This is a genomic window from Arthrobacter sp. 10T419 (genome assembly GCF_056394105.1).
On the sequence record NZ_JBFTHF010000001.1, the window covers coordinates 566,214 to 582,039 of the forward strand.

At 64.4% G+C, this 15,826-nt stretch carries 9 protein-coding genes; 7 read left to right on the forward strand and 2 right to left on the reverse strand.

Features of this window, described 5'->3' with window-relative positions:
* Positions 1-49: 49 nt before the first annotated feature.
* Together rplL and AC1DBD_RS02715 are read left to right on the forward strand one after the other, a co-directional pair.
* The gene (gene rplL, locus AC1DBD_RS02710) at positions 50-424 is read left to right on the forward strand and encodes a 50S ribosomal protein L7/L12 (protein ID WP_441417028.1); all 375 of its coding nucleotides are present in this window, start codon (positions 50-52) and stop codon (positions 422-424) included.
* Positions 425-629: 205 nt separating this feature from the next.
* A complete protein-coding gene (locus AC1DBD_RS02715; RefSeq protein WP_476981369.1) occupies positions 630-2,462 on the forward strand; it encodes a bifunctional metallophosphatase/5'-nucleotidase in 1,833 nt (610 codons plus the stop codon).
* Positions 2,463-2,570: 108 nt separating this feature from the next.
* On the opposite strand, the gene AC1DBD_RS02720 is transcribed toward AC1DBD_RS02715, so the two are convergent.
* Positions 2,571-3,083 carry an aminoacyl-tRNA deacylase gene (locus tag AC1DBD_RS02720; RefSeq protein ID WP_441417030.1) on the reverse strand — a complete coding sequence of 171 codons (513 nt, stop codon included), beginning with the start codon at positions 3,081-3,083 and terminating at the stop codon, positions 2,571-2,573.
* The gene (locus AC1DBD_RS02725) at positions 3,083-4,282 is read right to left on the reverse strand and encodes an acetyl-CoA C-acetyltransferase (protein WP_476892118.1); all 1,200 of its coding nucleotides are present in this window, start codon (positions 4,280-4,282) and stop codon (positions 3,083-3,085) included. The genes AC1DBD_RS02720 and AC1DBD_RS02725 overlap by 1 nt, the downstream gene beginning before the upstream one ends.
* A gap of 399 nt (positions 4,283-4,681) precedes the next feature.
* Here AC1DBD_RS02725 and rpoB point away from each other — a divergent pair, with 399 nt between their 5' ends.
* The 5 genes from rpoB to fusA all read left to right on the forward strand — a co-directional run bounded on the left by rpoB (position 4,682) and on the right by fusA (position 15,777).
* Positions 4,682-8,197: a DNA-directed RNA polymerase subunit beta gene (rpoB, locus tag AC1DBD_RS02730; protein ID WP_138768564.1), complete on the forward strand. Its 3,516-nt coding sequence runs from the start codon at positions 4,682-4,684 to the stop codon at positions 8,195-8,197.
* Positions 8,198-8,302: 105 nt separating this feature from the next.
* Positions 8,303-12,202 (forward strand): DNA-directed RNA polymerase subunit beta', encoded by a 3,900-nt coding sequence (locus tag AC1DBD_RS02735; protein WP_476892119.1) that lies wholly within the window; start codon positions 8,303-8,305, stop codon positions 12,200-12,202.
* A 544-nt stretch (positions 12,203-12,746) separates the two neighbouring features.
* Positions 12,747-13,121, forward strand: a complete 375-nt coding sequence (gene rpsL, locus AC1DBD_RS02740; RefSeq protein WP_011692814.1) for a 30S ribosomal protein S12 — start codon at positions 12,747-12,749, stop codon at positions 13,119-13,121.
* Between the two features lies 1 nt (position 13,122).
* A complete protein-coding gene (gene rpsG / locus AC1DBD_RS02745; protein ID WP_026531948.1) occupies positions 13,123-13,593 on the forward strand; it encodes a 30S ribosomal protein S7 in 471 nt (156 codons plus the stop codon).
* Between the two features lie 69 nt (positions 13,594-13,662).
* A complete protein-coding gene (gene fusA / locus AC1DBD_RS02750) occupies positions 13,663-15,777 on the forward strand; it encodes an elongation factor G (protein WP_138768566.1) in 2,115 nt (704 codons plus the stop codon).
* The last annotated feature ends 49 nt before the right edge of the window (positions 15,778-15,826 follow it).

The following is a 15,826-nucleotide window of genomic DNA, read 5'->3' on the forward strand; positions in this document are numbered from 1 at the left end:
GAAGGCACGGCCCCGGCCGCCAAGCACCACTATAGGAAGGACGCCAACCATGGCGAAGCTCACCAACGAAGAGCTCATTGAAGCTTTCAAGGAACTGACCATCATCGAGCTCTCCGAGTTCGTCAAGCTCTTCGAAGAGACCTTCGAAGTTACCGCTGCTGCGGTTGCTGTTGCTGGCCCCGCCGGCGGCGCCGCTGAAGAGGTTGAAGAGAAGACTGACTTCGACGTCATCCTCGAAGCTGCTGGCGACAAGAAGATCGCAGTGATCAAGGAAGTTCGCGCTATCACCTCCCTCGGCCTCAAGGAAGCCAAGGACCTGGTCGACGGTGCACCGAAGGCTGTCCTCGAAGGCGCCACCAAGGAAGCTGCAGAGAAGGCCAAGGAGCAGCTCGAGGCTGCCGGCGCCACCGTTACCCTCAAGTAACACTCTGAGCTCCGGAAGGCATTCAGCTTTCCAGCTTCGGGAAACCCCGTCCACTCCGGTGGGCGGGGTTTCCTGCGTTCCGGGTCGGATCCGGCCCAGGTGAACCTTCTGTAAATGATTGGGGGCTCTCCTTTTCAGGAGCGTGCGCGGCCCCTAGACTTTGGCTCTGTGCCGACCGGCCGCCAAACCCTGAGGAGTCCACCCAATGACCGATCCGAATCCTTCGTTCTCCCGCCGCGCCATGCTCACCGCGGCCTTCGTCGGCGGCAGCGCTGCCGCTGCCGCCCTCTCTGGCGCCCCGGCGGCCCAGGCCGCGCCGGCCAACGGGAAGAAGCAGTTCCAGCTGACCGTGCTCGGCACCACCGACCTGCACAACAACGTCTTCAACTGGGACTACTTCAAGGACGTGCCTTATTCGGACAACGCAGGAAACAAGATCGGCATCGCGCAGGCCGCCACCCTGATCAAGGCGGTCCGGGCAGAACGCGGCGCCGGCAACACCCTCACCATCGACTCAGGGGACACGATCCAGGGCGCGCCCCTGGCCTACTACTTCGCCAAGGTCAACCCCATCTCCGACACCGTCAAGCACCCCATGGCACTGGCCATGAACGCCGTGGGCTACGACGCCGTCGCGCTCGGCAACCACGAATTCAACTACGGCATCCCGTTGCTGCGGACTTGGGAAAAGCAGCTGGATTTCCCGCTGCTCGGCGCGAATGTGCACGACGCCGTCACCGGCCAGCGCGCTTTCACCCCGTACATCCTCAAGCGCGTCAAGACCGGGAACGGCTGGCTGACCGTGGGGCTCGTCGGCTTCGTGACCCCCGGCTGCGCGCTCTGGGACCGCGACAACGTCCAGGGCAAGCTCGACTTCAACGGGATCGTCGAGGAGGCCAAGACCGTTATCCCGCAGATGAAGGCGGCCGGAGCCGACGTCGTCATCGTCTCCAGCCACTCCGGTGCGACGCCGGGCTCTTCCTACGGCGATGCGCTGCCGTTCCCCGAGAACGCCTCCACCCAGCTCGCCGAGGAGGTCCCCGGGATCGATGCGATCCTAGTCGGGCACGCCCACCTGGAGATTCCGGAACGCTTCGTCACCAACAAGGCCACCGGCCGGCAGGTGCTCCTGACTGAACCCCTCAAGTGGGGGATGCGCGTCGCCGTGATCGACCTGCAGCTCGCCAAGGACCGGGGGCAGTGGAGCGTCGTCTCGGCGCACTCCCACCTCCTCGACGCCAAGACCGTCGATGCCGACGCCGCCGTCGTCAGCGCCGTGCAGGCCGGCCACCAGGCGACCGTGAAGTACGTGAACCAGGTGATCGGCACGTCCACCGCGCCGCTGAGCACGGCGACCGCCTGCTGGGGCGACTCGGCCGCGATCGACGCGATCAACTACGTCCAGGCGAGCACTATCAAGGCGGAGCTGGCCAACGGGCCGGCAGCCGGGCTCCCGGTGCTCTCCATCGCGGCGGCGTTCTCGCGGGCGGTGGACGTCAAGGCGGGCCCGCTGACCATCCGCGACGTGGCCGGGCTGTACATCTTCGACAACACGCTGTTGTCCATCAAGGTCACCGGCGCCCAGGTCAAGGCCTACCTCGAATGGTCCGCGCAGTACTTCAAGCCGGTCTCCGGCACAACGGCCAGCGCCCAGGACGTCACGAACGCGGCCACCGCGATGGCGCCGAACGGCACCCCGGACTATAACTACGACGTCGTCTACGGCCTGGACGCCCCGCTGGACTACGAGATCGACCTCGCCCGCCCGGTGGGGGACCGGATCATGAACCTGACGTACGGCGGGGCGCCCGTCCCGGCCGGCCAGGAATTCGCGATGGCGATCAACAACTACCGGCAGAGCGGCGGAGGGAACTTCCCGGCCGTGAAGACCGCGCCGGTGCTCTCCAACAGCCAGCAGGAAATCCGGCAGCGCATCATTGACTACGTCGTGGACCTCGGCACCCTGGACGCGGCCGTATTCAGCCAAAGCAACTGGCGGCTCACAGTCAACGGGGCGCCGCTGACCGTCACCGCCTGATTCCTACGGACCCTTCCGCCGGAAACAGCAACGCGGGGTCACCTCTCGCCCATCCTTTGGCCTCGGATGGGCTGGAAGTGACCCCGCGTTGGTTTTAACCCGGGTGTATTAGACGGCCGGCATCGGCTCGGTGATGTCCGCGACGACGGCGCCGAGCGCCGCGGTGAGCGCGTCGGCGTCGACGAACGCGCTGTAGCCGTGTTCGCCGGCGCCCATCGAGATCCGCCGGCCGGTGATGGTGCTGTCCGCGTAGACCGGCCACGGGGAGGTGCTGCCGAGCGGGGTGATCGTGCCGCGCTCGTAGCCGGTCGCCGCGAGGGCGACGTCGGCGCCGGGCAGCGAGAGCTTGTTGACGCCGACCAGCTGGCGGAGCTTGGGCCAGGAGATCTGGCGGTCGCCGGGAACGAGGGCGAAGAGGAAGCTGCCGTCCTTGTGTTTGACCACGAGTGACTTCACGATGTCGCCGGGGGCGATCCCGAGGATACCGGCGGCCTCCTCCAGGCTGCTGGCGGCCAGCCGCTCAACCAGCTCCACCTCAAGTCCGCGCGCGGCGGCGTCGGCGAGGAAACGCTTCCTGCCGGCACCGCCGCCGCGGTCCTGGCCCGAGACGAGCTCGCTCATCAGTCGCGGTACAGCAGCAGGGCTTCGCCCTGGCCGCCGCCGCCGCAGAGCGACACGGCGGCCTTGCCGGTGCCGCGCCGCTTCAGCTCGTGGGCCGCGTGCAGAGCCAGCCGGGCCCCCGAGGCGCCGATCGGGTGGCCCAGGGCGATGGCGCCGCCGTGGATATTGCACTGTTCCAGCGGGTAGTCCAGGTCCTTGAGCGACTGCACGGCCACGGAACCGAAGGCCTCGTTGATCTCGATGAAGTCCAGGTCCCCGGTGGACCAGCCGGCCTTGTCCAGCGCGTTCTTGATCGCATTGGAGGGCTGGGAGTGCAGCGAATTGTCCGGTCCGGCGACCTGCCCGGGCTTGCCGACGACGGCCAGGTAGTCCAGGCCGTGGTCCTCGGCGAACTTCCGCGAGGTGAGGACCAGGGCCGCGGCGCCGTCGGAGAGCGGGGAGGAGTTGCCGGCGGTGATCGTGCCGTCCGTGGCGAAGGCGGCGCGCAGGGCCGCCAAGGATGTGACGGAGGTGTCCGGGCGGATCCCCTCGTCGGTGCCGACCACGATCGGGTCGCCCTTGCGCTGCTTGACGCTGATCGGGGCGATTTCGCCGTCGAACACCCCGTCCTTCGCCGCCGTGGCGGCGCGCTGGTGCGATGCCGCCGCCACTTCGTCCTGGGAGGTGCGGTCGATGCCGAGCGTGACGTTCTTGCTCTCGGTGGACAGGCCCATCGACTGCCCGTCGAAGGCGTCGGTGAGGCCGTCGTGGGCGGCGGCGTCGAGTGCCTGGACCGAGCCGTAGGTCCAGCCCTGCCGCGAGCCGGGCAGCAGGTGCGGCGCCCGGCTCATGGATTCCTGGCCGCCGGCGACGACGACCGTGGCGTCGCCGCTGCGGATCATCCGGGCCGCGTCGATCACGGCGGTGAGGCCGGAGAGGCAGACCTTGTTGATGGTGACGGTGGGGACGTTCCAGCCGATGCCGGCGCCGATGGCGCTCTGCCGGGCCGGGTTCTGGCCCGCGCCGGCCTGCAGGACCTGGCCCATGACCACCGAGTCGACCTGGTCCGGCTTCACTCCGCTGGCGGCCAGGGCCGCCCGGATCGCGTGGGCGCCGAGTTCGACGGCGGTGAAGCTGGCCAACTGCCCGTTGAGCCGCCCCTGCGGGGTGCGGGCGGCGGCGAGGATGACAACATCATTGTTGTCCGCGGAGTTGCTCATGGTTATCTCTTCCGATCTCTAACGATGTCCTCCAAGGCTATCGTGAGCCCCATCACGGAGCCATTCCGCGGAATCGTCCCGGCTGTGGGTGGGCCCGCGGCGAGGCCGTGGGGGAGCGGGGGCCGTGCTTGCATTCACGCCGCAAGTGGGGTAGACAAGTAGGTTGCTTTGCCGTATCGTAGATATTTGCGTCTTCCCTGTTTACCTTCAGCCTTCATATAGCGGTGGGCTTAGCCTGACAGCTGCTCCATCAATGTGCCGTCTACAACGCGCACCAGCATGGGCAGCCGGGTCCCGGGTCATATAGCGGAACCGGACTGGTAGCACTGCGAAGTCACTTCGCAGGGTGCATAACGGGGGAGATCTGAAAACGCCTGAAGGTCTGTGGAAGGATCCCTCTTGGTCGCCTCGAGCACCTCTAATGTAAACAACGCTACCGCTATCAATGCCGACAGCACCGACGGTGCAACCCGCCGGCTCTCCTTCGCAAAGATTCACGAACCGCTTGACGTTCCGAATCTGCTTGCCCTGCAAACCGACAGCTTCGACTGGCTGGTCGGAAACGAACGCTGGCAGGCACGCGTCGCGAAGGCCGTCGAAGAAGGCGACCTCAGCGTCGCCACCACTTCGGGCCTGTCTGACATCTTCGAAGAGATCTCCCCGATCGAGGACTTCCAGGGCACCATGTCCCTGAGCTTCTCCGAGCCGGAGTTCGCTGATCCGAAGTACACCATGGCCGAGTGCAAGGACCGGGACGCTACCTACTCGGCTCCGCTGTACGTCAAGGCCGAATTCATGAACAACAACACGGGCGAAATCAAGCAGCAGACCGTGTTCATGGGTGACTTCCCGCTGATGACCGAGAAGGGCACCTTCGTCGTCAACGGCACCGAGCGTGTCGTCGTGTCCCAGCTGGTCCGTTCCCCGGGCGCCTACTTCGAGCGCACCGCGGACAAGACCAGCGACAAGGACATCTTCACCGCGAAGATCATCCCGTCCCGCGGCGCCTGGTTCGAACTCGAAATCGACAAGCGCGACCAGGTCGGCGTTCGCCTCGACCGCAAGCGCAAGCAGTCCGTCACGGTGCTGCTGAAGGCCCTCGGCTGGACCGAAGGCCAGATCCTCGAAGAGTTCGGCCAGTACGACTCCATGCGCGCAACGCTGGAGAAGGACGCCACCGAAACCCGCGAAGACGCCTTGCTGGACATCTACCGGAAGCTGCGACCGGGCGAGCCGCCCACCGTTGAGGCTGCCCAGTCCCTGCTGGACAACCTGTACTTCAACTCCAAGCGCTACGATCTGGCCAAGGTTGGCCGTTACAAGATCAACCGCAAGCTCGGCATCGACCGCTCCCTTGGCGACAAGGAAGCATCCGTGCTGCACGTTGAAGACATCGTTGCCATGATCAAGTTCCTGGTAGCCCTGCACGCCGGTGAGAAGACCCTCATGGGCAAGCGCGACGGCCAGGACCACGAGCTGCGCGTCGAGATCGACGACATCGACCACTTCGGCAACCGCCGCATCCGCGCCGTCGGCGAGCTCATCGAGAACCAGGTCCGCACCGGCCTGTCCCGCATGGAGCGCGTTGTCCGCGAGCGTATGACGACCCAGGACGTCGAGGCCATCACGCCGCAGACCCTGATCAACATCCGCCCCGTCGTGGCAGCCATCAAGGAGTTCTTCGGAACCTCCCAGCTGTCACAGTTCATGGACCAGAACAACCCGCTCTCGGGCCTCACCCACAAGCGCCGCCTGTCCGCGCTTGGCCCGGGCGGTCTGTCCCGTGACCGCGCCGGCATGGAAGTTCGTGACGTGCACCCGTCCCACTACGGACGTATGTGCCCCATCGAAACTCCTGAAGGCCCGAACATCGGTCTGATCGGTTCGCTGGCTTCCTACGGACGCATCAACCCGTTCGGTTTCATCGAGACCCCGTACCGTCTGGTCTCCGAGGGTGTCGTGTCCGATGAGGTCCAGTACCTCACCGCCGACGACGAGGCCGAGGTGCTGATCGCACAGGCCAACGCCCCGCTGGACGAGAACAAGCGTTTCGCCGAAGAGACCGTGCTGGTCCGTGCCCGCGGTGGTGGAGGCGAGCCCGTGCTGGTTCCCGCCGCCGACGTCGAGTTCATGGACGTTTCCCCGCGCCAGATGGTGTCCGTGGCTACCGCCCTGATCCCGTTCCTCGAGCATGACGATGCCAACCGTGCACTCATGGGTGCCAACATGCAGCGCCAGGCTGTCCCGCTGGTCCGCTCCGAGGCGCCGTTCGTCGGCACCGGCATGGAGCGCGCCGCCGCCGTCGACGCCGGTGACGTAGTCATCGCGAAGAAGGCCGGTGTGGTCACCGAGGTTTCCGCCGAGCTCGTCATCATGCTCAACGACGACGGCACGGAGACCAACTACCGGATCAACAAGTTCGCCCGCTCCAACCAGGGCAACTGCTACAACCACCGTGTCCTGGTGAACGAAGGCCAGCGCCTGGAGGTCGGCGGCATCATCGCTGACGGCCCGGCAACGGACCAGGGCGAGCTCGCCCTCGGTAAGAACCTGCTCGTGGCATTCATGTCATGGGAAGGCCACAACTTCGAGGATGCCATCATCCTGTCCCAGCGGATCGTGGCCGAGGACGTCCTGTCCTCGATCCACATCGAGGAGCACGAGATCGACGCCCGCGACACCAAGCTTGGTGCCGAGGAAATCACCCGTGACATCCCGAACGTGTCCGAGGAAGTCCTGGCAGGCCTGGACGAGCGCGGCATCATCCACATCGGTGCCGAGGTCGAAGCCGGCGACATCCTGGTAGGTAAGGTCACCCCCAAGGGCGAGACCGAGCTGACCCCGGAAGAGCGCCTGCTGCGCGCCATCTTCGGTGAGAAGTCCCGCGAAGTGCGCGACACCTCGCTGAAGGTTCCGCACGGCGAGTCCGGCACCGTGATCGGTGTCCGCGTCTTCGACCGCGACAACGACGACGAGCTGCCCCCGGGCGTCAACCAGCTGGTGCGCGTCTACGTGGCCGCCAAGCGCAAAATCACCGACGGCGACAAGCTCGCCGGCCGTCACGGCAACAAGGGTGTTATCTCCAAGATCCTTCCGATCGAGGACATGCCCTTCCTTGCCGACGGCACCCCCGTTGATATTGTCCTGAACCCGCTGGGTGTTCCGGGCCGTATGAACGTCGGCCAGGTGCTCGAAACGCACCTCGGCTGGGTTGCCAAGACCGGTTGGAAGATCGAGGGCGAGCCCGAGTGGGTCAAGCAGCTGCCGAACCTGCCGCGTGAGAGTGGCCAGACCACTGTCGCAACGCCGGTCTTCGACGGTGCTCGTGAAGAGGAAATCACGGGCCTGCTCGACTCCACCAACGTCACCCGCGACGGCGACCGCCTGATCAACTCTTCGGGCAAGACCCGCCTGTTTGACGGCCGCTCCGGCGAGCCGTTCCCGGATCCGATCTCGGTCGGCTACATGTACATCCTGAAGCTCCACCACCTGGTGGACGACAAGATCCACGCGCGCTCCACCGGCCCGTACTCCATGATCACGCAGCAGCCGCTGGGTGGTAAGGCACAGTTCGGTGGCCAGCGCTTCGGTGAAATGGAAGTGTGGGCGCTCGAAGCCTATGGCGCCGCCTACACGCTCCAGGAGCTCCTCACGATCAAGTCGGATGATATCCACGGTCGTGTGAAGGTCTACGAAGCCATCGTCAAGGGCGAGAACATCCCGGAGCCGGGCGTTCCTGAGTCCTTCAAGGTCTTGATCAAGGAAATGCAGTCGCTGTGCCTGAACGTGGAAGTTCTTTCCACGGACGGAACCACAATTGAAATGCGTGACTCTGATGACGCAGTCTTCACGGCTGCGGAAGAACTGGGCATCGATCTGTCTCGTGCAGAGCCCAGTTCCGTAGAAGAGGTTTAGCAGGCGGGGTCCGACGGCGGGTCACCACCCGCCGTCGGACGCCACCTCCCTCTTCCCGTAACCCAAGACTTCAGAATTTAGAGAACAAGAGAGAACAGGGACCATATGTCCAGCGAATCCTCCTTCGGCCTCATGCAGATCGGCCTCGCCACCGCGGAAGACATCCGTGGCTGGTCTTACGGCGAGGTTAAGAAGCCGGAAACCATCAACTACCGCACGCTCAAGCCCGAGAAGGACGGCCTCTTCTGCGAGAAGATCTTCGGCCCGTCCCGCGACTGGGAATGCTACTGCGGTAAGTACAAGCGTGTGCGCTTCAAGGGCATCATCTGCGAGCGGTGTGGCGTTGAGGTCACCCGTGCCAAGGTGCGCCGTGAGCGCATGGGCCACATCGAGCTGGCCGCCCCGGTCACGCACATCTGGTACTTCAAGGGTGTCCCGTCCCGCCTGGGCTACCTCCTTGACCTGGCGCCGAAGGACCTCGAAAAGGTCATCTACTTCGCCGCCTACATGATCACCAGCGTCGACGCTGATGCCCGTCACGAGGAACTGCCCAACCTCCAGGTTGAGCACGACATCGAGAAGAAGCAGCTGATCGACAACCGCGACTCCGACATCGCCACGATCGCCCGCGACCTCGAAAACGAGATCGCGCGGCTCGAGGGTGAAGGTGCCAAGGCCGCCGACAAGAAGAAGGCCCGCGACTCCGCCGACCGCCAGATGGCCAACGTCCGCAAGCGCGCGGATGCTGAGATCGAGCGCCTCGAGCAGGTCTGGGACCGCTTCAAGAACCTCAAGGTCGCCGACCTCGAAGGTGACGAGGGCCTGTACCGCGAACTGCGTGACCGCTACGGCATGTTCTTCGAAGGCTCCATGGGTGCCGAGGCCATCAAGAAGCGTCTTGAGAGCTTCGACATGCAGGCCGAGTCGGACCTGCTGCGCGACATCATCGCCAACGGCAAGGGCCAGCGCAAGACCCGCGCCCTGAAGCGGCTCAAGGTGGTCAACGCGTTCCTGACCACCAACAACAGCCCGCTCGGCATGGTGCTGGACGCCGTCCCGGTGATCCCGCCGGAACTGCGTCCGATGGTCCAGCTGGACGGTGGCCGCTTCGCGACCTCCGACCTCAACGACCTGTACCGCCGCGTGATCAACCGCAACAACCGCCTCAAGCGCCTGCTTGACCTCGGTGCCCCGGAGATCATCGTCAACAACGAGAAGCGCATGCTTCAGGAAGCTGTTGACAGCCTCTTCGACAACGGCCGCCGCGGCCGTCCGGTCACCGGACCGGGCAACCGCCCGCTGAAGTCCCTGAGCGACATGCTCAAGGGCAAGCAGGGTCGTTTCCGCCAGAACCTCCTGGGTAAGCGCGTCGACTACTCGGGCCGTTCCGTGATCGTCGTCGGCCCGCAGCTTAAGCTGCACCAGTGTGGCCTGCCGAAGCAGATGGCACTGGAGCTCTTCAAGCCGTTCGTGATGAAGCGCCTGGTTGACCTCAACCACGCACAGAACATCAAGTCGGCCAAGCGCATGGTCGAGCGCTACCGCCCGCAGGTCTGGGACGTGCTCGAAGAGATCATCACCGAGCACCCCGTGCTGCTGAACCGTGCACCTACCCTGCACCGTCTCGGCATCCAGGCGTTCGAGCCGCAGCTTGTTGAAGGCAAGGCAATCCAGCTCCACCCGCTGGTTTGTGGCGCCTTCAACGCCGACTTCGACGGCGACCAGATGGCAGTCCACCTGCCGCTGAGCCCCGAAGCCCAGGCCGAAGCCCGGATCCTGATGCTGTCCTCGAACAACATCCTGAAGCCGTCCGACGGCCGCCCGGTGACGCTGCCCTCGCAGGATATGATCATCGGTCTCTACCACCTGACCACCAAGCGTGTCGGTTCAGCTGGCGAAGGCCGGATCTTCTCCTCCGTTTCGGAAGCCATCATGGCGTTCGACCTGCACGAGCTGCACCTGAACTCCAAGGTCAAGATCCGGCTCGAGGACTTCGTTCCTTACGCCGGCTGGGAAGCTCCCGAAGGCTGGGAGCCGGGTCAGACCGCACTGGTCGAAACCTCCCTCGGCCAGGTCATCTTCAACCAGACGCTGCCCGCGGACTACCCGTGGGTTGAGGCTGTTGCCGACAAGGGCGAGCTGTCCCGGATCGTCAACGACCTCGCCGAGCGCTACCCGAAGGTCGTCACGGCGGCAACGCTGGACAACCTGAAGGACGCCGGTTTCTACTGGGCAACCCGCTCGGGCGTCACGGTCGCCATCTCGGACATCGAGGTGCCCACGGACAAGCCGCAGATCCTCGCCGGTTACGAGACCATGGCCGCCAAGATCCAGGGCCAGTACGACAAGGGCCTGATCGACGACGACGAGCGTCGCCAGGAACTGATCGAGATCTGGAACAAGGCAACGAACGAGATCGCCCAGGCGATGCGTGACAGCCTGTCCCCGATGAACACCATCAACCGCATGGTGTCCTCCGGTGCCCGTGGTAACTGGATGCAGGTCCGTCAGATCGCGGGTATCCGTGGCCTGGTGGCCAACCCGAAGGGCGAGATCATCCCGCGTCCGATCAAGTCCTCCTACCGCGAGGGCCTGTCGGTGCTGGAATACTTCATCGCCACGCACGGTGCCCGTAAGGGTCTGGCCGATACCGCACTGCGTACCGCCAACTCGGGTTACCTGACCCGTCGTCTGGTGGATGTTTCGCAGGACGTCATCGTCCGTGAAGAGGATTGCGGCACCGAACGCGGCCTCGTTACCCCGATCGCGGTGGCTGACGCCAACGGCGAGCTGGTCCTGGACGAAAACGTCGAGAACAGCGCGTACGCCCGCACCCTGGCCGTGGACGTCGTTGACGCCAAGGGCAAGGTCCTGGCGGCGGCCGGCACTGACTGCGGCGACGTCGTCATTGCCGAACTGTTCGCAGCCGGCATTACCGAGGTCAAGGTCCGCTCCGTACTCACCTGTGAGTCCAGCGTCGGCACCTGCGCCCTGTGCTACGGCCGTTCGCTGGCCACCGGCAAGACCGTGGACATCGGCGAGGCCGTGGGCATCATCGCCGCACAGTCCATCGGTGAGCCGGGTACCCAGCTGACCATGCGTACCTTCCACACCGGTGGTGCTGTCTCCGCCGGCGGTGGCGACGACATCACCCAGGGTCTGCCCCGTATCCAGGAGCTCTTCGAAGCCCGTACTCCGAAGGGTGTCGCACCGATTGCTGAAGCAGCCGGCCGCATCACCATCGAAGAGTCCGAGCGCCAGATGCGCCTGGTCATCACGCCGGATGACGGGTCCGAAGAGATCGCCTACCCGGTGCTGCGCCGTTCACGTCTTCTCATCGAAGACGGCGAGCACGTAAGTGTCGGACAGAAGCTCATCAACGGTCCGGTCGACCCCAAGCAGGTTCTGCGCATCATGGGCCCCCGTGCCGCGCAGAAGTTCCTGGTTGACGAAGTCCAGGGCGTGTACCGCAGCCAGGGCATCGGTATCCACGACAAGCACGTCGAGGTTATCGTCCGCCAGATGCTGCGCCGCGTCACGGTCATCGAGTCCGGTGAATCGGATCTGCTGCCCGGCGAGCTCGCCGAGCGCAGCCGCTTCGAGGATGCCAACCGCCGCGTGGTCTCCGAGGGCAAGACGCCGGCCTCCGGCCGTCCCGAGCTCATGGGTATCACCAAGGCGTCCCTGGCGACCGAGTCCTGGCTGTCCGCAGCTTCCTTCCAGGAGACCACCCGCGTCCTGACGCAGGCGGCCATGGAAGGCAAGAGCGATCCGCTGCTCGGCCTCAAGGAAAACGTCATCATCGGTAAGCTCATCCCGGCCGGCACGGGTCTCCCGCGCTACACCGAGGTCACGGTGGAGCCGACTGAAGAAGCGAAGGCCAATCTGTTCACCGGCCCGAGCGCGTTCAGCGACTTCTCCTACGACTCCCTGGGCGGCGACGGAGCTCCTGAGTTCCACGCCATCCCGCTGGATGACTACGATCTGGGCAGCGACTTCCGCTAACCGCCACGGCGGCCCCTCCGGGCCGTCGTAGCTCTGCCAGGGATGGTCCCGCACCGCAAGGTGCGGGACCATCCCCGTTTAACCCGCAGCCTGCCGCGTCCCCGGTGCCAGCGCCTCCGGCCCTTGGTCAGTCGGTTGCTCCGATGCCGCCCTTTCGGGCTCCGGAAGGGCCGTATCTCAGCACTCGACGGCGGGAGGCGGCCGGCGGCGGTTGGGCCCGAAAGCCCGCCGATTAAGGGCTGGGGGCCGTCCGTGTTAGACTTGAGACTAATTGTTATTGTGGCAGTGGATGAGTGCGCCGGTTGCAGCCGAAAGGTTCAATCAGGACGACGTTTCCGGTTTGCAGGGTTCTTGTGCAACGTATGCCACATTTTCGCATGCCTAGGGGCAGTCCAGGATGAGAGTCCGGAGGCCCGGTGTGCGGTCCGACTATTAAGGCTTCGCCTCAGCTGCTCTGGAGAGAACTTCAAAGCTCGAGCGGCGAGGCGAAGCGACAAGAGAGCGGCCGTCAACGACCGCTCCGGATAAAACGGAGAACACGAGAGTGCCTACGATTAACCAGCTGGTCCGCAAGGGCCGCACGCCTAAGGTCAAGAAGACCAAGGCTCCCGCGCTTAACGGCAGCCCGATGCGCCGCGGTGTCTGCACCCGCGTTTACACGACGACCCCGAAGAAGCCGAACTCGGCTCTCCGTAAGGTTGCCCGCGTGCGCCTCAACGGCGGCGTTGAAGTCACCGCCTACATCCCCGGTGTTGGCCACAACCTGCAGGAGCACTCCATTGTGCTCGTCCGTGGCGGCCGTGTTAAGGACCTTCCGGGTGTCCGTTACAAGATCGTCCGTGGCGCCCTCGATACCCAGGGTGTGAAGAACCGTAAGCAGGCCCGCAGCCGCTACGGCGCAAAGATGGAGAAGAAGTAATATGCCTCGCAAGGGTCCGGCCCCCAAGCGGCCGCTAGTACTAGATCCCGTTTACGGCTCCCCGCTGGTCACTCAGCTGATCAACAAGGTGCTGGTTGACGGCAAGAAGTCCACCGCAGAGCGCATCGTCTACGGTGCACTCGAAGGCGCACGCGCCAAGTCCGGCGGCGACCCGGTTGCCGCCCTCAAGAAGGCCATGGACAACGTCAAGCCTTCCCTCGAGGTCCGCTCCCGCCGCGTCGGTGGCGCCACCTACCAGGTTCCCGTCGAGGTCAAGCCGGGCCGTTCCACGGCCCTCGCCCTCCGCTGGCTGGTTGGCTACTCCAAGGCCCGCCGCGAAAAGACGATGACCGAGCGCCTCCAGAACGAAATCCTGGATGCCTCGAACGGTCTCGGAGCCGCTGTGAAGCGTCGCGAAGACACCCACAAGATGGCCGAGTCCAACAAGGCCTTCGCACACTACCGCTGGTAATACTTCCCGGACGCCGCCGGCTCAACCGAGTCGGCGGCGAACGTGCAGTCCATCCGAAAGGGAGACACCGTGGCACAGGACGTGCTTACCGACCTTAGCAAGGTCCGCAATATCGGCATCATGGCCCACATTGATGCCGGCAAGACCACTACTACCGAGCGCATCCTGTTCTACACGGGTGTGAACCACAAGATCGGCGAAACGCACGACGGCGCGTCGACCACCGACTGGATGGAACAGGAGAAGGAACGCGGCATCACCATCACGTCTGCCGCCGTGACCTGCTTCTGGGAAAACAACCAGATCAACATCATTGACACCCCCGGCCACGTTGACTTCACGGTTGAGGTTGAGCGCTCCCTGCGCGTCCTCGACGGTGCAGTCGCCGTGTTCGACGGCAAGGAAGGTGTGGAGCCGCAGTCCGAGACTGTTTGGCGCCAGGCCGACAAGTACAACGTTCCGCGCATCTGCTTCGTCAACAAGATGGACAAGCTCGGCGCTGACTTCTACTTCACCGTCGACACCATCGTCAGCCGCCTCGGTGCCAAGCCGCTCGTCATGCAGCTGCCGATCGGCGCCGAGAACGACTTCATCGGCGTCGTCGACCTGCTCTACATGCGTGCACTGGTCTGGCCCGGCGACTCCAAGGGTGACGTCACCATGGGTGCCAAGTACGAGATCCAGGAGATCCCGGCTGACCTCAAGGAAAAGGCCGAAGAGTACCGCGCAACGCTCGTTGAGACCGTTGCAGAGTCCTCCGAAGAGCTCATGGAGAAGTACCTCGAGGGCGAAGAGATTTCGATCGACGAGCTCAAGGCCGGCATCCGCAAGATGACGATCAACTCCGAGCTCTACCCGGTCTTCTGTGGTTCCGCGTTCAAGAACCGCGGCGTCCAGCCGATGCTCGACGCCGTCGTGGACTACCTGCCGAACCCGCTCGACGTCCCCCCGATGATCGGTCACGATCCTCGCGACGAAGAGAAGGAACTGACCCGTAAGCCTTCCGCTGACGAGCCGTTCTCCGCACTGGCGTTCAAGATCGCCGCGCACCCCTTCTTCGGCCAGCTCACCTTCATCCGCGTGTACTCCGGTCACGTGGAAGCAGGCGCACAGGTGGTCAACTCCACCAAGGGCAAGAAGGAGCGCATCGGCAAGCTGTTCCAGATGCACGCCAACAAGGAAATGCCGGTTGACGGCGCTACCGCTGGCCACATCTACGCAGCGATCGGCCTGAAGGACACCACCACGGGCGACACCCTGTGCGATTCTTCGAACCAGATCGTCCTCGAGTCCATGAGCTTCCCGGAGCCCGTGATCTCGGTCGCGATCGAGCCGAACACCAAGGGTGACCAGGAGAAGCTCTCCACGGCCATCCAGAAGCTCTCCGCTGAGGACCCGACCTTCCAGGTCTCCCTCAACGAAGACACCGGCCAGACCATCATCGCCGGCATGGGCGAGCTCCACCTGGACATCCTGGTGGACCGCATGCGCCGTGAATTCAAGGTCGAGGCAAACGTGGGCAAGCCCCAGGTTGCCTACCGCGAAACCATCAAGCGTGCTGTAGAGCGTCACGACTACACGCACAAGAAGCAGACCGGTGGTTCGGGCCAGTTCGCAAAGATCCAGATCGCCATCGAGCCGCTGGACACGTCCGAAGGCGAGATGTACCAGTTCGAGAACAAGGTCACCGGTGGCCGCGTTCCGCGCGAATACATCCCGTCCGTTGACGCTGGTATCCAGGATGCGCTGAACGACGGCGTCCTGGCCGGATACCCGGTTGTCGGCATCAAGGCGACGCTGATTGACGGCGCTTACCACGATGTTGACTCCTCGGAAATGGCGTTCAAGATCGCCGGACGTATGGCTTTCAAGGAAGCCGCACGCAAGGCGAACCCCGTCCTGCTTGAACCGCTGATGGATGTCGAGGTCCGCACCCCTGAGGAATACATGGGTGAAGTTATCGGTGACCTCAACTCCCGCCGTGGCCAGATGCAGTCCATGGAAGATGCCCAGGGCGTCAAGGTCATTCGCGCGCACGTCCCGCTGTCCGGCATGTTCGGCTACATCGGTGACCTGCGTTCGAAGACCCAGGGCCGCGCTGTGTACTCCATGACGTTCAACAGCTACGCCGAGGTCCCGAAGGCAGTTGCCGACGAGATCATCCAGAAGAGCCGCGGCGAGTAGTCCGCAAGGACTTCCCGCAGCAGCGAAAACACTCGGGTGCGTTTCCTCA

Excerpts from the sequence above, each read along its gene's own strand:
- rplL (WP_441417028.1), top strand. The coding sequence starts at position 50 with ATGGCGAAGCTCACCAACGAAGAGCTCATTGAAGCTTTCAAGGAACTG.
- AC1DBD_RS02715 (WP_476981369.1), top strand. The coding sequence starts at position 630 with ATGACCGATCCGAATCCTTCGTTCTCCCGCCGCGCCATGCTCACCGCG.
- AC1DBD_RS02720 (WP_441417030.1), bottom strand. The coding sequence starts at position 3,083 with ATGAGCGAGCTCGTCTCGGGCCAGGACCGCGGCGGCGGTGCCGGCAGG.
- AC1DBD_RS02725 (WP_476892118.1), bottom strand. The coding sequence starts at position 4,282 with ATGAGCAACTCCGCGGACAACAATGATGTTGTCATCCTCGCCGCCGCC.
- AC1DBD_RS02735 (WP_476892119.1), top strand. The coding sequence starts at position 8,303 with ATGTCCAGCGAATCCTCCTTCGGCCTCATGCAGATCGGCCTCGCCACC.
- rpsG (WP_026531948.1), top strand. The coding sequence starts at position 13,123 with ATGCCTCGCAAGGGTCCGGCCCCCAAGCGGCCGCTAGTACTAGATCCC.